Origin of the sequence: Actinoplanes flavus (assembly GCF_017592555.1) — a bacterium.
Classification (GTDB): Bacteria; Actinomycetota; Actinomycetes; order Mycobacteriales; family Micromonosporaceae; genus Actinoplanes; species Actinoplanes flavus.
Window position 1 is genome coordinate 43,529 of sequence record NZ_JAGFNS010000018.1, and the last position, 21,467, is coordinate 64,995.

The 21,467-nt window shown below is 71.8% G+C and carries 19 protein-coding genes; 5 read left to right on the forward strand and 14 right to left on the reverse strand.

The annotated features are described in order from the left end of the window. Positions 1–6 precede the first annotated feature (6 nt). The 8 genes from argG to argC are packed head-to-tail and all read right to left on the reverse strand — an operon-like array spanning position 7 to position 7,727. On the reverse strand, positions 7–1,239 hold the full coding sequence (argG, locus tag J5X75_RS26015; protein WP_208470130.1) for an argininosuccinate synthase: 1,233 nt from the start codon (positions 1,237–1,239) through the stop codon (positions 7–9). Then, positions 1,236–2,129 (reverse strand): hypothetical protein, encoded by an 894-nt coding sequence (locus tag J5X75_RS26020; protein ID WP_208470131.1) that lies wholly within the window; start codon positions 2,127–2,129, stop codon positions 1,236–1,238. Before J5X75_RS26020 ends, argG begins: the two co-directional genes overlap by 4 nt. Continuing rightward, positions 2,129–2,629, reverse strand: coding sequence for an arginine repressor (locus J5X75_RS26025; protein WP_307798265.1), 501 nt, complete (start codon positions 2,627–2,629; stop codon positions 2,129–2,131). The genes J5X75_RS26020 and J5X75_RS26025 overlap by 1 nt, the downstream gene beginning before the upstream one ends. Beyond that, positions 2,626–3,555 (reverse strand): ornithine carbamoyltransferase, encoded by a 930-nt coding sequence (gene argF, locus J5X75_RS26030; RefSeq protein WP_208470133.1) that lies wholly within the window; start codon positions 3,553–3,555, stop codon positions 2,626–2,628. The genes J5X75_RS26025 and argF overlap by 4 nt, the downstream gene beginning before the upstream one ends. Then, positions 3,552–4,697 carry an acetylornithine transaminase gene (locus J5X75_RS26035; protein WP_208470134.1) on the reverse strand — a complete coding sequence of 382 codons (1,146 nt, stop codon included), beginning with the start codon at positions 4,695–4,697 and terminating at the stop codon, positions 3,552–3,554. The genes argF and J5X75_RS26035 overlap by 4 nt, the downstream gene beginning before the upstream one ends. Beyond that, positions 4,694–5,560 carry an acetylglutamate kinase gene (gene argB / locus J5X75_RS26040; RefSeq protein ID WP_208470135.1) on the reverse strand — a complete coding sequence of 289 codons (867 nt, stop codon included), beginning with the start codon at positions 5,558–5,560 and terminating at the stop codon, positions 4,694–4,696. The genes J5X75_RS26035 and argB overlap by 4 nt, the downstream gene beginning before the upstream one ends. Next, positions 5,557–6,729, reverse strand: a complete 1,173-nt coding sequence (gene argJ, locus J5X75_RS26045; RefSeq protein WP_208470136.1) for a bifunctional glutamate N-acetyltransferase/amino-acid acetyltransferase ArgJ — start codon at positions 6,727–6,729, stop codon at positions 5,557–5,559. The genes argB and argJ overlap by 4 nt, the downstream gene beginning before the upstream one ends. Continuing rightward, a complete protein-coding gene (gene argC, locus J5X75_RS26050) occupies positions 6,726–7,727 on the reverse strand; it encodes an N-acetyl-gamma-glutamyl-phosphate reductase (protein WP_208470137.1) in 1,002 nt (333 codons plus the stop codon). The genes argJ and argC overlap by 4 nt, the downstream gene beginning before the upstream one ends. Before the next feature lie 421 nt (positions 7,728–8,148). Here argC and J5X75_RS26055 point away from each other — a divergent pair, with 421 nt between their 5' ends. Beyond that, positions 8,149–9,732 carry a methyl-accepting chemotaxis protein gene (locus J5X75_RS26055; protein ID WP_238489315.1) on the forward strand — a complete coding sequence of 528 codons (1,584 nt, stop codon included), beginning with the start codon at positions 8,149–8,151 and terminating at the stop codon, positions 9,730–9,732. A 42-nt stretch (positions 9,733–9,774) separates the two neighbouring features. After that, positions 9,775–11,118, forward strand: coding sequence for an ABC transporter substrate-binding protein (locus tag J5X75_RS26060; RefSeq protein WP_208470139.1), 1,344 nt, complete (start codon positions 9,775–9,777; stop codon positions 11,116–11,118). A gap of 122 nt (positions 11,119–11,240) precedes the next feature. Here J5X75_RS26060 and J5X75_RS26065 read toward each other — a convergent pair whose 3' ends face one another. From J5X75_RS26065 to egtA, 5 genes are all read right to left on the reverse strand, one after another. After that, a complete protein-coding gene (locus tag J5X75_RS26065; RefSeq protein ID WP_208470140.1) occupies positions 11,241–11,699 on the reverse strand; it encodes a hypothetical protein in 459 nt (152 codons plus the stop codon). A 39-nt stretch (positions 11,700–11,738) separates the two neighbouring features. After that, positions 11,739–12,695, reverse strand: coding sequence for an L-histidine N(alpha)-methyltransferase (egtD, locus tag J5X75_RS26070; protein ID WP_208470141.1), 957 nt, complete (start codon positions 12,693–12,695; stop codon positions 11,739–11,741). Positions 12,696–12,703: 8 nt separating this feature from the next. Next, entirely contained in the window at positions 12,704–13,447 is a 744-nt protein-coding gene (gene egtC / locus J5X75_RS26075) for an ergothioneine biosynthesis protein EgtC (RefSeq protein ID WP_208470142.1), read from the reverse strand. Then, on the reverse strand, positions 13,447–14,736 hold the full coding sequence (gene egtB, locus J5X75_RS26080; protein ID WP_208470143.1) for an ergothioneine biosynthesis protein EgtB: 1,290 nt from the start codon (positions 14,734–14,736) through the stop codon (positions 13,447–13,449). The genes egtC and egtB overlap by 1 nt, the downstream gene beginning before the upstream one ends. Positions 14,737–14,821: 85 nt before the next feature. Continuing rightward, entirely contained in the window at positions 14,822–16,021 is a 1,200-nt protein-coding gene (egtA, locus tag J5X75_RS26085) for an ergothioneine biosynthesis glutamate--cysteine ligase EgtA (protein ID WP_208470144.1), read from the reverse strand. A gap of 204 nt (positions 16,022–16,225) precedes the next feature. On the opposite strand from egtA, the gene J5X75_RS26090 reads away from it, so the two are divergent. Both J5X75_RS26090 and J5X75_RS26095 read left to right on the forward strand, forming a co-directional pair. Further along, complete coding sequence (locus tag J5X75_RS26090) at positions 16,226–18,463, forward strand: exo-beta-d-1,3/1,6-glucosidase (RefSeq protein ID WP_208470145.1); 2,238 nt, start codon at positions 16,226–16,228, stop codon at positions 18,461–18,463. A gap of 94 nt (positions 18,464–18,557) precedes the next feature. Further along, positions 18,558–19,367: a class I SAM-dependent methyltransferase gene (locus tag J5X75_RS26095; protein ID WP_208470146.1), complete on the forward strand. Its 810-nt coding sequence runs from the start codon at positions 18,558–18,560 to the stop codon at positions 19,365–19,367. On the opposite strand, the gene J5X75_RS26100 is transcribed toward J5X75_RS26095, so the two are convergent. Further along, positions 19,343–20,062 (reverse strand): GNAT family N-acetyltransferase, encoded by a 720-nt coding sequence (locus tag J5X75_RS26100; RefSeq protein WP_208470147.1) that lies wholly within the window; start codon positions 20,060–20,062, stop codon positions 19,343–19,345. The genes J5X75_RS26095 and J5X75_RS26100 overlap by 25 nt on opposite strands. A gap of 376 nt (positions 20,063–20,438) precedes the next feature. Between J5X75_RS26100 and J5X75_RS26110 the strand changes: the two genes are divergently transcribed. Next, the gene (locus J5X75_RS26110) at positions 20,439–21,182 is read left to right on the forward strand and encodes a SanA/YdcF family protein (RefSeq protein ID WP_372450963.1); all 744 of its coding nucleotides are present in this window, start codon (positions 20,439–20,441) and stop codon (positions 21,180–21,182) included. The last annotated feature ends 285 nt before the right edge of the window (positions 21,183–21,467 follow it).

The window sequence follows — 21,467 nt, forward strand, 5'->3', positions numbered from 1 at the left end:
TCCAGGTCATTCCGCGGGGTCGGCCGCCGCGCGGGCGATCGCGCCCGGCACCGAGTACATGTGGGCGAACGCGCGGGCCTGCTCGCCGGTCCACAGCGACGAGCCGTGACCGTAGACCACACCCGAGCGGGTCGCGGCGTCCAGCAGGCTGTACGGGCTCTTCGAGCCCAGCAGCACGATGTTGCCCTTGTGCAGCAGCACCCGCACGGTGCCGGTCACCCGGGTCTGGCTGGAGTCCAGGAAGGCTCGGAAATCGTCCATGATCGGGTCGAAGTAGACGGCCTCGTGCAGCAGGTCGCCGTAGGTGTTGCCGAGCGTCGCCTTGGTGGCCTGCTGCCGGTTGGACAGCACCAGCTTCTCCAGCTCCCGGTGCGCCGCGATGAGGATCAGCATGCCGGGCGCCTCGAACCCGACCCGGGCCAGGTTGCCGACCATGGTGGAGCCCATGTGGATGCCCCGGCCGACCCCGTGCTCGCCGCCCAGCACGTTGAGCGCGGACAGGATGTCGTAGTTGTTCTCGTTCGGCAGCGGCTCGCCGTCCGCGGTGACCGCCGAGACGACCTCACCCTTCTCGAAGCTGATCAGCAGCTCGACGCCCTTCTCCGGGGCCTCGTCGATCGACTTCGTGTAGGTCCAGGCGGACTCCGGAAGGTACTCCCAGGAGCTGTAGGTCTCCTCGCCGCCGATCGAGGTGCCGATCAGGCCCTCGTTGATCGAGTAGAGCTTGACCTTCTCGCTGACCTGGTATCCCCGGCTGCGCAGGAACTCGGTCTCCCCCTCACGGGTGAGCCGCTCGTCCCGGATCGGGGTGACGATCTCCAGGTGCGGGGCCAGCGCCCGGATCACCGCGTCGTAGCGGACGTGGTCCGCCCCGGCGCCGGTCGAGCCGTGCGCCACCGCGTCCGCGCCGACCTCCAGGGCCACCTGGACGACCTTCTCCGCCTGGATCAGCCGCTCCGCGCCGACACACGACGGGTAGGCGCCGTTGCGCAGGTAGTTCGCCTTGATCGCGTAGGTGACCACCCGGTCGTACAGCTCGGCGCGGGCGTCGACCACGTGGTGCTCGACGGCGCCCAGCTCCTCGGCGCGCGCCTTGACGACCTCGGCCTCACCGCTGTGCAGGCCGCCGGTGTCGATGTTGGCGGTCACCACGTCCCAGCCCTTCTCGCGGAAGTCCACGAGGGCGTACGAGGTGTCCAGACCACCGGAGAAGGCGAGGACGATCTTGCGCTTGGTCATCGGGGCAGTTCCTTCTCGAGAATCGGTACATATGTCTTGCCGTCCCGGCGGACGTGCCCCGGCGGCAGGACATAGAACTCACAGCGGCCCGCTTCGATGTCCTTCTGCATCGCCCGCTGGCGGCTGTAGTCGAACGGATCGAGCAGGAAGGTCGGCTCCGGCAGCTCTCCCCCGGCCGGCAGGGTCAGGTCGCTCTGGTAGACGAACGAGCCCGGCGACGTGTGGAACGGAACCGTCGCCACCAGGATCTTCAGCGCGCCGAACTCGGTGTGCACCTTGAGCGCGCTGTTGTCGTACTGGGTGACGCCGTCCAGCTTCTGCGCCCGGTAGGCGGACAGGGCCAGCGCCTTCGCCGCCTTGCCGAGACCCACCGCCGGCATCAGCGACCACAGCGACCAGCCCACCCAGCGGCCCGGCTCGGCGGAGGGAGCGGCACAGTAGCCGCCCACCGGGACCGGGCCGCGGTAGCCGGAGTCCCGCATGTCCTGCTGCACCTTGCGCAGCAGCTGCTTCACGTCGGTGTCGAACCGGAAGGTGGACCGCTCGACCATGGCCGCGAACTCCTCCTGTGGCAGGCCGGCGATCAGCGCGGCGGCCGGCATCAGGATCAGGTCGACCATCACCCACTGCGGCATCGGGATGCCGCGGTCACCGAACGCGATGCCGTTGATCACGTTGAAGAAGTTCAGGAAGTCCCGGATCGACCAGTCCTTCTCGGCGGTGTCGGTGAAGTCCAGCCAGGTGAGCTTGTGGCCGTACGGCGTCTCGTTGAGATGCGGCCGCAGCGTCTCGTTCGAGGCCAGGAAGAACTCCACACCGTGCCCGACCAGGCTGTCGGTGTGGTCGGCGAAGTCGGGGAAGCGCGCCTCCACCGCGGGCGGGAAAATCATCAGCGAGCCTCCTCGTGATCCGACCTGCTCCAGTTGCTGAGTTTCTCGGCCAGGGCCGCACCCGAGGTGGGGCCGGAGTCCCGGGCCACCACGAAGATCGTGTCGTCGCCGGCGATGGTGCCGACCACGTCCGCCAGACCGGACCGGTCCAGGGCGCTGGCCAGGAACTGCGCGGCCCCCGGCGGGGTACGCAGAACCGCGATGTTGCCGCTCGAGTCGGCGCCGGTCAGCAGCTCGCGCAGCAGCCGGATGAGCCGGGCCGGGCCGTGGCTGGTGCTCTCCCGCAGCGGCTTGTGCCCGTCCTCCGGGATGTAGTAGATCCCGGAGACCTTCACCGCGTTCAGTTCCTCCAGGTCCCGGGACAGCGTCGCCTGGGTGACCTGAACGCCCTCGTGCGCGAGGATGTCGGCCAGCTCGGTCTGCGACTTGACCCGCCGGGTGCGGATCAGCTCGACGAGCCGGGCGTGCCGCCCCGCGCGGGTGGCCGGGGTGCCATTCACCGGTTCGCCGCCAGCAACCATGTCAGCAGGGCCTTCTGCGCGTGCAGACGGTTCTCCGCCTGGTCGAAGACGGCGCTCTGCGGACCGTCGATCACCTCGTCGGTGATCTCCTCGTTGCGGTGCGCCGGGAGGCAGTGCAGCACGATCGCCTCCGGGGCGGCCACCGCCAGCAGCTCCTTGTTCACCTGGTACGGCCAGAACGGGGTGAGCCGGTCCCGGCCGTCGCCCTCCTGGCCCATCGACGTCCACGTGTCGGTGGCGACCACGTGCGCGCCGTCGGCCGCCTCCCGCGGATCGCGCAGCACCTCCACCGAACCGCCGGTCCACGCCGCGATCTCCCCGGCCCGGCTCACCACGGCCGGCGCCGGGTCGAAGCCGGACGGGCCGGCGACCCGCACGTTCATCCCGGCCATGGCGCCGGCGATCAGGTACGAGTGGGCCATGTTGTTGGCCGCGTCCCCCACGTACGCCAAGGTCCGGCCGGTCGTCGCGCCGAACCGCTCCCGGATGGTCAGCAGGTCGGCCAGCAGCTGGCAGGGGTGGTAGCCGTCGCTGAGCGCGTTGATCACCGGGACGGTCACGCCGGACGCCAGCTCGGCCAGCCGCTCGTCGCCGTGCGTGCGGTAGACCATCGCCGCGACATACCGCGCCACCACCCGGCCGGCGTCGGCGAGTGTCTCGCCCCGGCCGAAGTGGGTGTTCTGCGTGTCCACGATGATCGGCTGCCCGCCCAACTCGGCGATGCCGGCCTCGAACGACAGCCGGGTCCGGAGGCTGGCCTTGTCGAAGAAGACGGCGATCGAGCGCGGGCCGGCCAGCGGCGTGTGCCCGAACCGGTCCTCCTTCATGGCCGCGGCCAGGTCCAGGATCTCGGACTGTTCCTCGGGCGTCAGATCGTCGTCACGGAGGAAGTGGCGGGTGGTCACCGGATACCGTCCAGGGCCGCGATCAGGGCGTCCGCCTGATCGGAGGAGATGATCAGGGGCGGGGCGAGGCGGATCACGTCCGGCTTGGCCGGGTTCACCAGGAAACCCGCGTCCCGCAGGCGGGCGGCCACGTCGGCGGAGACCGGCTGGTGGAACACGATGCCGAGCAGCAGGCCGGCGCCGCGCACCTCCTTCACCAGCGGGTGGCCCTCGACGCCCCGCCGGATCTGCTCCCCGACCCGCTTCACGTGGTCGAGCAGGCCCTCGTTCGCGATCGTGCGGATCACCGCGAGGCCGGCCGCGCAGGCGACCGGGTTGCCGCCGAACGTCGTGCCGTGCGAGCCCGGGGTGAGCAGGTCGGCGGTCCGGCCGAAGGCGATGCAGGCGCCCAGCGGCAGCCCGCCCCCGAGGCCCTTGGCCAGGGTGATGATGTCCGGCTCGACGCCCTCGTTCTGGTGGTGGAACCAGTGGCCGGTGCGGCCGATGCCGGTCTGCACCTCATCCAGGACCAGCAGCGTGCCCGACTTCTCGGTTATCTCGCGTGCTGCCGCGAGATAACCGGGTGGCGGGACCACGACGCCGTTCTCCCCCTGGATCGGCTCCAGGATGACCATCGCGGTCTCCGTGGTGACGGCGGCGGCCAGCGCCTCGGCGTCACCGTAGGCCACGTGCGTGACGTCCCCGGGCAGGGGCCGGAAGGGATCCTGCTTCGACGGCTGACCGGTCAGCGCGAGCGCGCCCATGGTCCGGCCGTGGAACGCGCCCTCGGTCGCCACGATGTGGGTGCGGCCGGTCAGCCGGGAGATCTTGAAGGCGGCCTCGTTGGCCTCGGCGCCGGAGTTGCAGAACAGCACCCGCCCGGACCGGCCGGCCAGCGCCAGCAGCAGGTCGGCCAGCGCCACCGGCGGCTCCGAGATGTACAGGTTGGAGACGTGCCCGAGCTGCTGGATCTGACTGGTCACCGCGGCGACCACGGCCGGGTGGGCGTGGCCGAGGGCGTTGACGGCGATGCCGCCGAGGAAGTCGAGGTACTCCTTGCCGTCCTCCGCCGTCAGCACCGCGCCCTCGCCCTTGACCAGGCCGATCGCCGGGGTGCCGTAGTTGTTCATCATCGACTGCTGCCAACGCTCGACCAAGCTCATGAGGGGACCACCATCGTTCCGAATCCTTCTTCCGTGAAGACTTCGAGCAGAGTCGAGTGGGCGACCCGGCCGTCGACGACATGTGCGGCGGGCACCCCGCCGCGGACCGCGCGCAGGCAGGCCTCCATCTTGGGCGCCATCCCGGACTCCAGGGACGGCAGCAGCTTCTCCAGCGCGTCGGCGTCGATCTCCGACGTCAGCGAGGAGGTGTCCGGCCAGTTCGTGTAGAGGCCGGGGACGTCGGTGAGGACGACCAGCTTGCGGGCGCCGAGCGCGACGGCCAGCGCGGAGGCGGCGGTGTCCGCGTTCACGTTGTGCAGCACCCCGTCGGCGTCCGGCGCGACCGTGGCGATGACCGGGATCCGGCCGGCCGCGATCAGGTCGTCGACGGCCGACGTGTTCACCTCGTCGACGTCGCCGACCTGGCCGATGTCCACCGGCTCGCCGTCGACGACCGCCTGCCGGCGGACCGCGGTGAACAGGCCGGCGTCCTCGCCGGAGAGGCCCACCGCGTACGGTCCGTGCTGGTTGATCAGGCCGACCAGCTCCCGGCCGACCTGCCCGACCAGCACCATCCGGACGACGTCCATGGCCTCCGGGGTGGTGACCCGCAGGCCGCCCCGGAACTCGCTCTCGATGCCGAGTCTGGTGAGCATCCGGCTGATCTGCGGGCCGCCGCCGTGCACCACGACCGGCTTGATGCCGACCAGCCGCAGGAACACCATGTCGGCCGCGAACGCCTCCTGCAACGACGGGTCGATCATCGCGTTGCCGCCGTACTTGATCACGACGGTGGTCCCGTGGAAGCGCTCCAGCCAGGGCAGCGCCTCGATCAGGATCTCGGCCTTCTGCTGCGCCTTCACGACGAGTACGCCGAGTTCTCGTGCACGTACGCGTGGGACAGGTCGGTGGTCCAGATCGTCGCGCTCATCTCTCCCTCGCGCAGGTTGATCGTGACGGTCACGTCCCGCCCGGACAGGTCCACCTTGTTGCGGTCCTCGGCCGCGGCACCGCCCCTGCAGATCCAGACGCCGTTGATCGCCACGTCGATCCGGTCCGGCTCGAAGGCGGCGCTCGTGGTGCCGACCGCGGCCAGGATGCGTCCCCAGTTCGGGTCGTTGCCGAAGAACGCCGTCTTCACCAGGTTGTTCCCCGCCACCACCCGGCCCACCTGCACGGCGTCGGCCTCGGAGGCGGCGCCCTGCACCTCGATCGCGATGTGCTTGGTGGCGCCCTCGGCGTCGGCGATCAGCTGCTGGGCCAGGTCGTGGCAGACCTCGGTGACCGCGGCGGTCAGCTCGGCGAGCGTCGGCTCCCTGTCCGACGAGCCGTTGGCCAGCAGCAGCACCGTGTCGTTGGTGGACATGCAGCCGTCGGCGTCGATCCGGTCGAAGGTGACGCGGGTGGCGGCGCGCAACGCGGCGTCGAGCACCTCGTTGTCGGCGGACGCGTCCGTGGTGATCACCACGAGCATGGTGGCCAGGGCCGGGGCCAGCATGCCGGCGCCCTTGGCGATGCCGCCGACCGACCAGCCCTCGCGCTGGGCCACCGCGTTCTTCGCCACCGTGTCGGTGGTCATGATCGCCTCGGCCGCCGCCGGGCCGCCGTCGGCGGTGAGCGCCTTGGCCGCCGCGTTCACACCCGGGAGCAGCCGGTCCATCGGCAGCAGCTCGCCGATCAGGCCGGTCGAGCAGACCGCCACGTCCCCCGCGCCGATCATCATGCGGTTGGCGCCGCCGCGCAGCACGGTCGCGGTGTGCTCGGCCGTGGCGTGGGTGTCGCGGAAGCCCTGCGAGCCGGTGCACGCGTTGGCGCCGCCCGAGTTGAGCACGACCGCCCGGACGATGCCGCCCTTGAGCACCTGCTGGCTCCACAGCACGGGCGCGGCCTTCACCCGGTTGGCGGTGAAGACGCCGGCCGCGGTGTAGTCGGGGCCGTCGTTGACGATCAGGGCGACGTCGGCGTTGCCGCTGGCCTTGAGCCCGGCGGCGACACCCGCGGCCCGGAAGCCCTTGGGATGGGTCACGGTCACGGTGCTACTCCGAAGACGCTCAGGCCCGTGGTCTCGGGCAGACCGAACATGATGTTGGCGTTCTGCACCGCCTGGCCGGCGGCGCCCTTGCCCAGGTTGTCGAGCGCGCTCACCACGATGATGCGGCCCGAGTCGATGTCGACCGTGGCCTGGAGGTGGCACGAATTCGAACCGGCGGTGGCCGCCGTGTGCGGCCACGAGCCCTCCGGCAGCACGTGCACGAACGGCGCGTCCGCATAGGCCGCCTGGAGCGCCTCGCGCGGGTCGCCGCCGTTGCGGCGGCGGGCCGTGACGGTCGCCAGGATGCCGCGCGGCATCGGCGCCAGGATCGGCGTCATCGACAGCGAGCCGGCGCCGGTGGCCTGCTTGATCTCGGCGACGTGCTGGTGGGCGCCGACCTTGTAGGGCGACAGGTCACCCATGATCTCGCTGGCCAGCAGGTTGACCTTGGCGTTGCGCCCGGCGCCCGAGGTGCCGGAACTGGCCACGACCACCACGTCCTCCGGGTCGGCGACACCGGCGGCGATCAGCGGGGCGAGCGCCAGGATGATCGTCGCGGCGTAGCAGCCGGTGTTGGCCACCCGGTCGGCTCCGGCGATCGCGGCGCGGGCGCCCGGCAGCTCGGGAAGGCCGTAGGTCCACGTGCCCGCGTGGCCGCCGCCGTAGTAGCGGGTCCACTGCTCGGCGCTCTCCAGCCGGAAGTCGGCGCCCAGGTCGACGACCCTGACCCCCTCGGCGAGCCGCGCCGCCACGGCCGCCGACTGACCGTGCGGCAGGGCGAGGAAGACCAGGTCGGCTCCGCTGAGCGTCTCGGCGTCGGTGGCGCCGAGGGTCAGGTCGAGCCCGGCGAGCTGCGGATGCACCGCGCTGACCGGCGAGCCCGCCTGGCTGTGCGCGGTCGCCGCGACGAGGTCGAACTCGGGATGCCCGGCGATCAGGCGCAGCAACTCACCGCCCGCGTAGCCACTGGCGCCCGCCACCGCGACCCGGATTCCCATGCTGCCCTCCGCACTCCGCATGAATATGCAAAGTACCGTATCAACTCGCATACCCCACGGCAACAACATGCCGCCTCTTCCCGCATGCTGAGCCAGGCGCGGCACATTCATCAGAAAACCCCATATTCGGTACGGGCCACGCCGCACCCACCGCAATTCCCCGTCCCGTCCGGTTCACGCGAGCTCCTGCCCGGTCCGGCCCGTGCCGCGCCCCTCCGGGCTCAGATCGGTGGTCCAGCCGGCCTTCAGCGCCGTCGCGACCGCATGGAGACAGCGCTCACGACCACCGTTCCCCGGGCGCCGGGCGGCCGCACTCGGTTTGCACCCGTACCTCGGCGACCGCAACCGTCGGCCTGCTCAAGCACTGCGTGTGCCACTCGAACTGAAGGGCTGAACGAACCGGGTGAGGGAGGAGCCGAGCATGCGTCGTTGGTGGCGGAACCGAGGCATTCGAACGAAGTTGTTGCTGGTGACCGCGCTAGCCGGGATCGCGACGACGGCCGTGGGCGTGGGCGCGGTGATCCAGCTGAACTCGGTGGCGGCCACCGCGCGGACCATCACCGACGAGCGCATGCAGCAGGCGTTGCGCATCAACGAGGCCCGGACGCAGTTGTTGCAGGAGGACGCGACGCTGCTGGAGCACGTGGCGCTCACCGACGAGGTGTCCCGCAAGCGGGCCGAGGACGAGATCAAGGCCAGCGACGCGGCGTACGACAAGGCGTGGGCGGCCTACCGGCAGGGCGACACCGCCCACACCGGCACGCTCTCGGCCACCGAGGGGCTGATCGCGACCTACCGCCACCTGCGCGACGACACGATGCTGCCGGCCAGCCGCGAACACGACACCGCGACGTTCCAGACCAGCCGCTTCACCCAGGGCGGCGCCCTGGTCGCGGCGAAGCAGAACCTGGACGAGCTGGCGGAATACCAGACCAACGCGGTGGCGGAGGGCGGTCGCGCCATCCAGAACGCGAAGTCGCAGGGCCTCCAGATGATCTTCGGCTTGCTGATCGGCGGGCTCGTCCTCGCCGGGGCCGCCGCGGTGTACCTGGCCAACGCCATCCTGCGGCCGGTCCGCCGGGTCGAGCAGGCTCTCACGGCCATGGCCGAAGGTGACCTGACCAGCCCCGCGGAGGTCGACTCGAACGACGAGATCGGCCGGATGGCGGCCGGGTACGAACGGGCCCGGCAGACTATGCGGGAGACCTTCGAGGCACTGCGCCTCACCGCCGAGACGGTGAGCGAGGCGTCCGGCCAGGTGCACGATTCCGGCACCCGGCTGGACGAGTCGACCACCGACACCGCGCGGCAGGCCCGCTCGGTCACCGAGGCGGCCGGAATGGTGTCCGGCAACGTGCAGCTGCTGTCCGCCGCCGGCGTGGAGATGGGCTCGTCGATCGAATCGATCTCGCACAGCGCCAACGAGGCCGCCCGGGTCGCGTCCTCCGCGGTCGACGTCGCCGCCGGCACCACGGAGATCGTCACCAAGCTCGGCCGGTCGTCCTCGGAGATCAGCGACGTCGTCAAGGTGATCACCGCGATCGCCGAACAGACCAACCTGCTCGCCCTCAACGCCACCATCGAGGCGGCACGCGCGGGTGAGAGCGGCAAGGGCTTCGCGGTGGTGGCCGGAGAGGTCAAGGAGCTGGCCCAGGAGACCGCCCGGGCCACCGACGACATCACCCGGCGGGTCCAGGCCATCCAGGTCGACACGGGCGGAGCGGTCGACGCGATCGCGAAGATCAGCGAGATCATCGCGCAGATCAACGACTTCCAGCTCACCATCGCCTCGGCGGTCGAGGAGCAGACGGCCACGACCAACGAGATGAACCGCAACGTGTTCGAGGCCGCGAACGGCTCGCAGGAGATCGCCACCACCATCGAGGCGCTGTCGGCGTCGGTGGACACCGCCGCCAACGACGCGGTCAACACGAAGTCGGCGGCCGGGAACCTGGCGCAGACGGCGCAGCAGCTGCGCGACGCCGTACACCGGTTCCGGATCTGAGTCACCCACCTTCCGACACACCACCACATGTAAGGGATGAAGATGACGAACTCGTACCGGCGCCGGGGGGTCGCGGCCGGCGTCGCGATCCTGTTGGGCCTGGGCACGACCGCGTGCGGCAACGCCGCCATGCTGGGTTACGACAACCTGGCCGAGGCGGAGGAGTGCGCCCCTTACCGGCGATATCAGGGGCACGAGGGCACCACGGTGACGATGACCGGCTCGGGTCGTGACCTCGAGGCCAACCTGCTCCAGCAGGCGTTGCGTCATTTCGGTGACTGCACCGGCATCGAAGTGCGGTACAAGGGTGATGCCGCCTTCGAGAACACCATCCGCAAGAACGTGGCGGACGGCGAGACTCCCGACCTCGCCGTCTTCGCCCAGCCGGGCCTTCTGCGGGATCTGATCGCCCAGGGCGCGGTCAAGCCCGCCTCGGCCGAGGTCGAGGCCAACGGCGAGAAGGGCTGGAACAAGGACTGGCTGAGCTACGGCTCGGTGGACGGCACGTTCTACGCCGCGCCGTTGAGTGCCAGCGTCAAGTCGCTGGTGTGGTACTCGCCGAAGACCTTCGCCAAGAAGGGCTATCAGGTGCCGCAGAGCTGGGACGAGCTGATCGCGCTCAGCGACCGGATCGCCGCGGACGGGGAGAAGCCGTGGTGTGCCGGCATCGAGTCCGGCGACGCCACCGGCTGGCCCGCGACGGACTGGATGGAGGACGTCGCCCTGCGGGTGGCCGGACCCGAGACCTACGACAGCTGGGTCGACCACGAGATCCCGTTCAACGACCCGCAGATCGTCGCGGTCACCGACAAGGTCGGATCGATCTTGAAGAACCCGCGGTACGTCAACGCCGGAATCGGTGGGGTCAAGAGCATCGCCACCACGTCGTTCCAGGCCGCCGGCCTGCCCGTGCTGTCGGGTAGGTGCGCCATGCACCGCCAGGCGTCGTTCTACGCCGGGCAGTGGCCGCGGGGCACCCAGGTGGCCGAGGACGGCGACGTGTACGCCTTCTACTTCCCGGCGATCGACCCGGCGAAGGGCAAACCGGCGCTGGTGGCGGGCGAGTTCCTGGCCGCGTTCACGGACCGGCCGGAAGTGCAGGCCGTGCAGGCGTTCATGTCCAGCGGCGCATTCGCCACCAGCCGGGCCTCGCTGGGTGGATGGGTGTCGGCGAACAAGAACGTCGACATGAAGGTCTACAGCAACCCGGTGGACCACCTGTCGGCGGAGATCCTGCAGGACGAGAAGACGGTGGCGCGCTTCGACGGCTCGGACATGATGCCCGGCAGTGTCGGCGCGGGCACCTTCTGGGTGGGCATGACGAACTGGATCAAGGGTGCGAGCACGAAGAACACCCTCGACACCATCGAGGCGTCCTGGCCGTAGCCGGGCCCGCCGCGCCCACCGAGCTCAGCCCGGTGGGCGCGGCACAGGCCGGACCGGGCAGGCGATCGCGGGGCTCGGCGGGACGGGGACGTCGCGGTCGGGGCGGCGATGCCCGTACCGGATCAGGGGTTCTGAAGTGCTTTCGCCCAGGTGTTCCAGGCGGCTAGCCAATCGTCCTGGGCGGCGGCGATCGCGGAGACCCGGGCGTAGTCGACCGGGCGCAGGCCGCGGCGGCGCAGCCAGGCGACCTGCGCGGGACGGCTCGGGACGTCCGGGCCGAGGCGCGTGCCGAAGAGCAGGGTCTCGCTGATCGCGCGCCGTCGCAGTGCCGGATCGGCGCGGAACCACCCGGCCTCCCGGTCGAGGCGGGTGAGCTGGTCGAGCATCTCCTGGACGGCCCGGCGGGCGGACACCTCGGGTTCGCCGGTGAAATCCATCTGACGGACCACGGCGTCGCGCCACAGCTGCTGCCAGGCGCGCGGCAGCTGTGGGCGCGGTCCGCCCTCGGCCCACCAGTCGGCGTGCTCCCGGGATGTCCGCAGCACCGCCTCCACCAGCAGAAGGTGCGGTTCGGACGTCATGTGGCACCTCCTCGGTGCCAGGAAAGCACGAAGCGTCAACTACCCCGCTTGGGCCAGCGTCACGCCGAACCGGCCGTCCGGATCGGTCCACCAGTGCCGCAGCGTGAAACCGGCGGCGGCCAGCTCCGCGGCGAGGCCGTCCCGGCGGAACTTGGCGGAGATCTCGGTGCGCATCTCCTCCCCGGCCGCGAACGGCACGGTGAGATCCAGTTCCGGGATGCGCACCACCTGGTCGCGCGCCGACCGGAGCCGCATCTCGATCCACTCGTGGGCGGCGTCCCAGAGGGCGACGTGCTCGAACGCCGCCGGGTCGAAGTCGGCCCCCAGCTCCCGGTTGATCACCCGCAACACGTTGCGGTTGAACGCGGCGGTCACCCCGGCCGCGTCGTCGTAGGCGGGCACCAGGACGGCCGGATCCTTGACCAGGTCGGCCCCGAGCAGCAGCCACTCGCCCTGGTGCAGCGCGCCGCGCAGCGCGGTCAGGAAGGCGGCCCGCTCCGGCGGCGTCAGGTTGCCGATGGTGCCGCCGAGGAAGGCGACCACCCGGTTGTCGCCGTCCGGGAGGTACGCCAGATGCCGGGCGAAGTCGCCGACCACCCCGGTCACGGTCAGCCCCGGGTAGGCGCCGGCCAGCGTGTCGACGGCCGCGGTGAGCGCGCTCGCCGACACGTCCAGCGGCACGAACGAGTTGAGCGTGCCGCGCCGCAGCATCGCGTCGAGCAGCAGACGGGTCTTCTCGGACGAGCCGGAACCCAGCTCCACCAGGCATTTGGCCTCGGTGATCCGGGCGATCGCGGGGGCGTGCCCGGCCAGGATGGCCCGTTCGGCGCGGGTCGGGTAGTACTCCGGCAGCCGGGTGATCTCCTCGAAGAGCTCACTGCCGCGGGCGTCGTAGAACCATCGGGGCGGCAGCCACTTCGGGGTCCCGGTCAGGCCGGTGAGCACGTCGGCGCGGAGTGTTCGGGCCAGATCCCGGTCGTCGATCAGCGTGAGCATGGTTCTCCTCAGAAAATCGGTGTCATCTCCAGCGCGGTGGCGGTGGCGACCACCAGGTGGCCGTCCGGGACGGGCTGCCAGGCCGGGGAGGCGTCCAGGGGTTCCGAGCCGATCAGCATCGAGCCGCGGCCGGGATGCACCGACAGGGCGTGGCCGTGTGCCGTCGCGATCAGCCGGGCGCCGTCGGTGAGCAGCAGGTTCAGCCGGGAACCGGGGGCCGCCGCGACCACCTCGGCGACCAGCGCGGCGACCGCCTTGGGCGCGGGCTCACCGGCGCGCAGCCGGGCCCGCAGCAGCGCCCAGAGGGTGGCCGAGTCGGTCGGCGCGTCCATCGTGAGCAGGTCCTCGACCGGCAGCTCACCGGCCGGTCCGGCGAGCGTGGACGGCCAGCCCCGGACCACGCCGTTGTGACTGAACAGCCAGCGCCCGTCGGTGAACGGCGCCGCCGCGGTCTCCACGACCGGCAGGCCCACGGTGGCCGAGCGGACCGCCGCGAGGATCGCCCCGGACCGGGTGGCGGCCGCCAGCGACGGCAGGGCGGCGTCGGTCCAGATCGGCATGGCGCTGCGGTACCGCACCGGCTCGGCGGCGCCCGGCGGCCACCAGCCGACCCCGAAACCGTCGGCGTTGATGGTGCCGCCGCCGCGCATGTCGCGCGGCGCCCACGCCTGCGTCACCAGCGCGTGCGGCGGGTCCAGCAGGAAACTCGACAACGGTACGGGTGGGCCGAGGTATCCCAGGTGACGGCACATCAGGCGGCTCGGGCACAGCGGAAGCCGGAGAAGATCTGCCGCCGGATCGGGTGGTCCCAGTTACGGAAGGTGCCCCGGCAGGCGGCCGCGTCGGTGCCGAACGAACCGCCGCGCAGCACCTTGTAGTCACCGCCGAAGAAGACCTCCGAATACTCCCGGTACGGGAAGGCGGTGAACCCCGGGTAGGGCTCGAAACCGCTGGACACCCACTCCCAGACGTCACCGATCAGCTGGTGCACGCCGGCCGGGGAGGCGCCGTCCGGGTAGGCGCCGACCGGGGCCGGGGCGAGGTGCCGCTGCCCCAGGTTGGCGTGCCGGGCCTCGGGCGGGTCGTCGCCCCACGGGTAGCGGCGGGAGCGGCCGGTCGCCGGGTCCCAGCGGGCCGCCTTCTCCCACTCGGCCTCGGTGGGCAGGCGTTTACCGGCCCACGCGGCGTAGGCCTCGGCCTCGAACCAGCAGACGTGGACGACCGGCTCCCGGGGGTGCACCGGCTCGACGCGCCCGAACCGCCGGTAGTGCCAGCCGCCCGGGTCGCGCAGCCAGTGCAGCGGGTGTTCCAGTCCGGCCTTGATCCGGTGGGCCCAGCCGCGTTCGCTCCACCAGCGCGGATCGTCGTAGCCACCGGCGTCGATGAAGGCGGCGTACTGCTCGTTGGTCGTGGGGGCGGCGTCGATCCGGAACGCCGGGACGTCGACGGTGTGGGCCGGGCGTTCGTTGTCCAGGGCCCAAGGTTCGGTGTCCGTACCCATGACGAACTTTCCGCCCGTTATCAGGATTTCTCCGTTCATTTCGTGGCCGGACGGCGGCGGTGGGGCGGACAGCACCGGCGCTCCGGCCCGCAGTTGATGGGTGGCCAGCATGGTCTCGTCGTGCTGCTGCTCGTGCTGGACGATCATGCCGAACGCGAACCCGCCGTCGACCAGCCGCCGCGCCGGGTCGAACCGCACCCGGTCGAGCACGTCCAGGACCTTGTCGCGGACCGTCGCCGTGTACGCCCGCGCCTCCGCCGGCTTCAGCAGCGGCAGATCCGGCCGGTCCCGGCGGGCGTGCTTGAAGGCGTCGTAGAGCTCGTCGATGTCGTGGCGCACCGGGTCCCGGCCGCCCACGTCCCGGACCAGCCAGAGTTCCTCCTGGTTGCCGACGTGCGCGAGATCCCACACCAGCGGGGACATCAGCGGCGAGTGCTGGCGGATCAGGTCGTCCTCGTCGACCGCGTCGGTGAGCAGCGTGGTCCGTGCCCGGGTGCGCTCCAGTTCGGCGGCGATGGCCAGCCGCAGGTCCCGGCTCATGCGGCGCCCTCCTTCGCATGCCCTCCCGGCCCTCGCCGGCCAGGTCCGTCGTCTGCCGCGGCCGGGTGCCGCTCGGTGCGGTCGGTCATGCGGTGATCCCCTCTCGGTGGCGGTGCAACCGGCGCTGGACGGCCTCGGCGACCCGGTCCCGGACGGCGGCCGGCAGCCCGCTCCGGTCCAGGTGGCCGCAGGCCAGGGCGGCCAGGTCGGCGGCGGACCGGCGGACCGGGCCGTCGGCCAGGCCGAGCCGCGCGGCGGCATGCCAGCGGCCGGCCCCGGCGGCGGCCAGTTCGCGGGCCCGGTCGGTGAGCGTGTCGGAGCCGAGCAGGGTGACCAGCACCGCGGCCGGGACGATCCACTCCTCGCCGGGCTGGGTGTCCAGGTAGCGGACCTCGAGGTAGCCACGGGGCCGGACCGGCGGGAACAGGGTGCCGAGGTGGTACTCGAGGTCGGCCGGCGTGGGTGCACGGCCGATCCGGCCGGCGTCGCCGCCCGCCTCGATCCAGTCGGCGAAGGTCACCCCGGGTGGGACGTCCCAGTCCCCGTACGGCCGGGGCACGCACAGCAGCGGGGCGTGGACCGCGTACTCCGCCCAGGCTCGCGCCGGGTCCGCGGAGGCCGGGACCGGGCCGGAACGGCGGGGGTCGATCCCGTACCAGGAGGCCATCCGCCGGGACACCCAGCCGTCGCCCGGGGAGTTGGCGAACAGGGCCAGCAGGGCCGGGCCCATCTCGTGCAGGGCCGCCCACCGGGGCCGGATCCGGTGCTCCTCGCCGGCGTCGAGGCAGATCTGGAGGCCGGCGGTGGCGGTCATCATGGTGCGGCCGGAGCCGTCGAAGGCCCTCTCCATGGCGGCGTACCGCGGGGCGTCGAGGAGCCGGCGGCGCCGCCCGTACGGGTCGAGGCCCCGCTCCCCCAGCACGATCCCGGCGTCGGCCAGCAGGGCGGTGAGGACCTCGCGGTCGGCGGTGACCGCGGCGTGCAACTCGGCCAGGGATCCGGCCGGGGCCGAGGAGATCTCGACCTGGCCGCCCGGTTCGACGGTGACGGCGCCACCGCAGGGCAGCGGCACGGGGTTCGGGTTGCCGAGGGTGACGGGCGCGTGCTCGCCCAGTGCCCCGACCAGGTCGCCGGCCCGCAGGTACGCGGACGGGTCGGCGGCGCGGTGTGTGGTCCACTCCAACTCGGCGCCGACCTGCCGGGGCGGGCCGGTCTTGAAGCAGATTCCGGTGATGTGCTCGATCGCCTCGGCGGTCCGCCGCAGGACCCGGTCAGCCGAACCCATGATCCCCCTTGGATCACCTTGCGTGATCAATAGACTCCACTGAGTGCGGTGCGGTATGGACCATACCGGCATCGCGGCGAATTCGCCTCCCCCTCGGATCGGCGGAACGATGAAGTTCCGGAACCGTGGCGGGGTGCCGGAACCGGTTCCGGACTGGAAGACTCCGAACCGTTCGTGTTCGGTACACCCCTTGGGAGCGACGCCATGCCCATGCCATATCAGGACTCCACGCTCGGAGTTGCGGAGCGCGTGGAGGATCTGCTGGGCCGGATGACGCTGCCCGAGAAGATCGGCCAGATGCTGCAACTCGACGCCCGGCAGAACCTGTCCGAGATCGTTCTGGAGAAGCTCGCCGGGTCGATCCTGCACACCTCCCCGGCCAAGCTGGTCGAGGCGGCCGAACTGGTCGCGCGTACCCGCCTGCGGATCCCGCTGATCACCGCCGAGGACTGCATCCACGGCCACGGCTTCTGGCCCGGCGCCACGGTCTTCCCCACCCAGCTCGGGATGGCCGCCACCTGGGACCCGGATCTCGTCGAGAAGGTCGGCCGGGCCACCGCCGTGGAGGCCTCCGCCACCGGCGTGCACTGGACCTTCTCGCCGGTCCTCTGCATCGCCCGCGACCTGCGCTGGGGCCGGGTCGACGAGACGTTCGGCGAGGACCCGTACCTGATCGGCGAGCTGGGCGCCGCCATGATCCGCGGCTACCAGGGCGAGGGCCTCACCGACCCGACCGCCATCCTGGCCACCGCCAAGCACTTCGCCGGCTACTCCGAGACCCAGGGCGGCCGGGACGCCAGCGAGGCCGACATCAGCCGGCGCAAACTGCGCTCCTGGTTCCTGCCGCCGTTCGAGCGGGCCGCGGCCGAGGGCTGCCGGGTCTTCATGCTCGGCTACCAGTCGATGGACGGCGTGCCGATCACCGCCAACAAGTGGCTGCTCAACGACGTGCTCAAAGGCGAGTGGGGCTTCACCGGCACGCTCGTCACCGACTGGGACAACGTCGGCCGGATGGTCTGGGAGCAGAAGGTCTGCGCCGACTACGCCGAGGCGGCGGCGTCCGCCGTCAAAGCCGGCAACGACGTCATCATGACCACCCCGGCCTTCTTCGAAGGCGCCCAGGAGGCGATCCGGCGCGGCCTTCTGCACGAGGACGACATCGATGCGGCGGTACGGCGGATCCTGCGCCTGAAGTTCGAACTGGGCCTGTTCGAGAACCCGCGTACCCCGGACGCCGCCCGGCAGCGGGAGGTGATCGGCTGCTCCGCGCACACCACGCTCAACCTCGAGGTGGCCCGCCGGTCGCTGGTGCTGCTGCGCAACGACGGCGTACTCCCCCTGCCGTCCGCTCCATCGAAGCGCATCGCGCTGCTCGGGCCCAACGCCGACGACGTGTCCGCGCAGCTCGGCGACTGGGCCGGCGACTCCGGACAGGTCGACTGGATGCCCGGCGGCCACCCCCGCGCACTGACCACGACGGTCCTCGACGGGCTCCGCTCACTGCTGCCCGGCGGTTGGGAACTGGACTTCGACCCGGCCGTGAAGATCGAGCGCCTCGTGCCCGATCCCGAAGGCGAGACGTTCCCCGACGGGCAGCCCCGGCCGCCGATCTCGGAGGCCGTGCCCGCCCACATCGAGGACCTCGAACGTGCCCAGCGGGTCGCGGCCGCCGCCGACTACGCGATCGTCGTCGTCGGTGACACCGTCAACCTCAACGGCGAGCACAAGTCCACCGCCACCCTGGAACTCCAGGGCGGGCAGATCGCGCTGCTCGACGCGGTCGCGGCCACCGGCACCCCGATGATCGTCGTGCTGATCGACGGCAAGCCGCTCGCGCTGCCGCCGTCGGCGCTCGAGGCGGCCGCCGTCGTACAGGCCTTCAACCCCGGCATGCGGGGCGGCCAGGCCATCGCCGAGCTGCTGCTCGGGCTGATCGAGCCGAGCGGGCGGATGCCGATCTCGGCGGCCCGGCACGCCGGCCAGCAGCCGATCTACTACAACCAGCTGCGCGGCCAGCACGGCACCCGGTACGCCGACCTCACCCAGGACCCGCTGTTCGCCTTCGGGGAGGGGCTCAGCTACACCACCGTGGTCTACGACGGGCTCAGCGTCGAGGAGCCGGACGTCGCCGCCGACGGGGTGGTCCGGGCCACCGTGCGGCTCACCAACACCGGGACCCGGCCGGCGCTGGAGACCGTCCAGGTGTACGTCAGCGACCTCGTCACCAGCGTCACCTGGGCCAGCCGGGAGCTGAAGGCGTACCGGCAGGTGACCGTCGAGCCCGGGGAGAGCGTCACGGTCGCCCTGGAGGTGCCCGCCGCGGACTGCACGCTCGTCTCCGCGGACGGCCGGCGGATCGTCGAGGCCGGCGACTTCGAACTGCTGGTGGGACCGAACTCGCGGCCCTCGGCGTTGCAGTCCGCCAAGTTCCGCATCTCCTGAGCCGCGGGACGTCCGTCCATCCGTCCGGAAGCGGACAGTCGGGTACGCATCGTGTACCCGGCCGGCCGCTTCCGGGACGCCTACCGTCAGTGACATGACGAATCCAACCGTGAAACAGAAGCATCGCGCCATGTGGGCCTCCGGCGACTACCCGGCGCTGGCCGCCGACATCGTCTCCCCACTCGGGCCGGTCCTCGTGGCCGCCGCGGGCATCGGTTCCGGACAGACCGTCCTCGACGTCGGCGCGGGCACCGGCAACGCCGCGATCCCGGCCGCCCGCACCGGGGCCACCGTCACCGCCAGCGATCTCACCCCGGAGCTGCTGGCGGCCGGCGAACGCCACGCCGCCGCCCTCGACACCAAACTCAACTGGATCGAGGCCGACGCCGAGGCCCTGCCCTTCGACACCGCCTCGTTCGACACGGTCATCTCGTGCATCGGCGTCATGTTCGCCCCGTTCCACGAGACCGCCGCCGCCGAACTGCTCCGCGTCTGCCGTCCCGGCGGCACCATCGGCCTGATCAACTGGACGCCGGAGGGCTTCATCGGGCAGATGTTCGCCACCATGAAGCCGTACGCCGCCCCGCCGCCGCCCGGCGCCCAGCCCCCACCCCGCTGGGGCGACCCGGCCCACCTGGAAGCCCTGTTCGGCGACGGCGTCTCCGGGGTGACCGTGGAACGCCGCAACCTGCGGGTCACCCACTTCGGCACGCCGGAGGAGTTCCGCGACTACTTCAAGAGCGTCTACGGCCCCACCATCGCCGTCTACCGCACCATCGCCGGCGACCCGGACCGCGTCGCCGCCCTGGACGCCGACCTGGCCGCCCTGTGCGCCCGCTTCGACCAGGGCGGCGGCGCGCTGGACTGGGAGTATCTGCTCTACACCGCCACCCGTACGGCCTGAGTTCGCCGTGCCGCGGCCACCCGGCGGGTCGTGAAGCCGAGCCCCAGGTAGGTGGCCAGCGCCGCGGTGTTCCAGTAATCGACCAGGAGCGCGACCCGCTCCCGGCCGGGCAGCAACTCGTCGGCGACGAACGCGCAGATCGCCGCCCCGAGCCCGCGGCCCCGGGCCGACGGACGGGTCGCCACCCCGGACATGAACCCGATCTCCGCCGTCGACCACGCCTCGGCGGCGACCGTGAGCAGCGTTCCGTCGGTGTCGCGGATGCCCGCCCACCGCCGGACGCCGGAACCACCCGGACGGGCGTACGACTCCGGGTAGGCCTCGTCGATCAGTGCGGCCACCTCGGCCCGGTCCTCGTCACCGAGCCAGGCGGCCGCACCGGTCGCCCGGCCCACCGGCGCGGTGGTCTCCATCCAGGCGAACGTGGCGCTCACCGCCAGCCCCGGCACCCGCGTCACCACCTCGGTGACCAGCTCCTCCGTGCCGAACGGCCGGAACGTCTCCCCGGTCTCCGCCAGCACCTCGGGCAGCAGGGCCGCCACCGCGCCCGGCGCGCCGTTCATCACCAGCCGGTCCCAGTGCGACAGATCGGGACACGCCACCACGACCGCACCCGGCCGCCGCCAGACACGGGCCCCGGGCGCGTGCAGCGCCCACCGGACCAGCGGATCCCCCTCAACGGCGATATCGATCATGACCCCCATGCTGCCATCGACGACATCCCGCTCCCCGCCACCCTCACGCCCTCTCCTCTCCGGCCACCCTCACCCGCGCTCCTTCCCCGCTGCTCCCACCCGCGCTCCTTTCCCGCTGCTCTCACCCACTGCCTCCACGTCGTGCCGCTCCCACCCGCTCTGCTCCCCCGCCGCCCCCACCTGCTCTCCTCCCCCGCCGCCCCCACCCGCTCTCCTCCACCGCCGCCCCCACCCGCTCTCCTCCACCGCCGCCGTCACTCGCTCTCTCCCCCGCCGCCCTCAACTGCGCTCCTCCCCGCGACCCTCAGTCGGTCGTCTCTCCCGGCTCTCACCCCGCGATGGGTATGGGTTGACCGGATTTGCCATCCTCGGTCCCGTGCCGAAGCGTTCCCTGTTCCGCAGCTGGTTTCCGTCCGACGGCGAGCGGCGTCTCCCGTCGCTCCGCGCTCTTCTTCAGGGCCGACGGCTGCGCCGCCTGCTGGTGGCGGGCACGCTGAGCGCGATTCTCGCGGTCACCGTCGCCTTCGGATGCACCACATGGGTACGCTCCGCGGCCGACGGCCACATCTACGACGCCGCGTCGGTTCCCGCCGCACCCGTCGCGCTGGTCCTCGGCGCCCAGGTCGACCCGAACGGCCAGCCGTCGGCGTTCCTGGCCGCCCGCCTGGAGATCGCCCGGCAGCTCCTGGAAGCCGGCAAGATCAAGGCGATCCTGGTCTCCGGCGACCACGGCGAGTGGACCTACGACGAACCGGGCGCCATGCAGGCGTGGCTGGTCGCCCGCGGTGTCCCCGCCGACCGGGTGGTGCTCGACCACGCGGGCTTCGACACCTACGACTCGTGCGTCCGGGCTCGCAAGATCTTCGGCGTCGAGCAGGCGATCGTCGTCACCCAGAACTTCCATCTTCCCCGGGCCGTCGCCCTCTGCCGCGAGCAGGGCATCGACGCCACCGGGGTGGGCGACGACACGGCCCGCGCCTACAAGGACCTGTGGCTGCGGGGCGAGGTCCGCGAATACGGCGCCGCCGTCAAGGCTGCCGCCGACGTCCTCACCGCCCGCGACCCGGTCTTCCTGGGCCCACACGAGACCGGCGTGGAAACCGCCGTCCGCAACGGCTGACCGCCCGTCGACACCTCCACCCACCGCCGGGCCGCACCGTCACGCACACCACCCCCGCCGGGCCGCACCGTCACACCGCCACCCCCGCCGGGCCGCACCGTCACACCGCCACCCCGGCCGGGCCGCACCGTCACGCCACCACCCCGGCCGGGCCGCACCATCACGCCCGCCACCGCCCGACCACACCGTCACGCTCCCACCACCCGGCCGCACCGTGACGGCGCTCGCCGCGAAGGCCGAGCGAGCCCCTCAACGGTGGTCGGCGGCACCTCAGGGCGGCCTTCA

Excerpts from the sequence above, each read along its gene's own strand:
- egtD (WP_208470141.1), bottom strand. The coding sequence starts at position 12,695 with ATGCTCACGCTGATCGACGACCGGGATCTGGCCCGAACACTCCGCGCC.
- egtA (WP_208470144.1), bottom strand. The coding sequence starts at position 16,021 with ATGGGTTCGGCTGACCGGGTCCTGCGGCGGACCGCCGAGGCGATCGAG.
- egtC (WP_208470142.1), bottom strand. The coding sequence starts at position 13,447 with ATGTGCCGTCACCTGGGATACCTCGGCCCACCCGTACCGTTGTCGAGT.
- J5X75_RS26100 (WP_208470147.1), bottom strand. The coding sequence starts at position 20,062 with ATGATCGATATCGCCGTTGAGGGGGATCCGCTGGTCCGGTGGGCGCTG.
- J5X75_RS26090 (WP_208470145.1), top strand. The coding sequence starts at position 16,226 with ATGCCCATGCCATATCAGGACTCCACGCTCGGAGTTGCGGAGCGCGTG.
- argG (WP_208470130.1), bottom strand. The coding sequence starts at position 1,239 with ATGACCAAGCGCAAGATCGTCCTCGCCTTCTCCGGTGGTCTGGACACC.
- argC (WP_208470137.1), bottom strand. The coding sequence starts at position 7,727 with ATGGGAATCCGGGTCGCGGTGGCGGGCGCCAGTGGCTACGCGGGCGGT.
- J5X75_RS26035 (WP_208470134.1), bottom strand. The coding sequence starts at position 4,697 with ATGAGCTTGGTCGAGCGTTGGCAGCAGTCGATGATGAACAACTACGGC.
- J5X75_RS26065 (WP_208470140.1), bottom strand. The coding sequence starts at position 11,699 with ATGACGTCCGAACCGCACCTTCTGCTGGTGGAGGCGGTGCTGCGGACA.
- J5X75_RS26020 (WP_208470131.1), bottom strand. The coding sequence starts at position 2,129 with ATGATTTTCCCGCCCGCGGTGGAGGCGCGCTTCCCCGACTTCGCCGAC.
- J5X75_RS26095 (WP_208470146.1), top strand. The coding sequence starts at position 18,558 with ATGACGAATCCAACCGTGAAACAGAAGCATCGCGCCATGTGGGCCTCC.
- egtB (WP_208470143.1), bottom strand. The coding sequence starts at position 14,736 with ATGAGCCGGGACCTGCGGCTGGCCATCGCCGCCGAACTGGAGCGCACC.
- J5X75_RS26055 (WP_238489315.1), top strand. The coding sequence starts at position 8,149 with ATGCGTCGTTGGTGGCGGAACCGAGGCATTCGAACGAAGTTGTTGCTG.
- J5X75_RS26060 (WP_208470139.1), top strand. The coding sequence starts at position 9,775 with ATGACGAACTCGTACCGGCGCCGGGGGGTCGCGGCCGGCGTCGCGATC.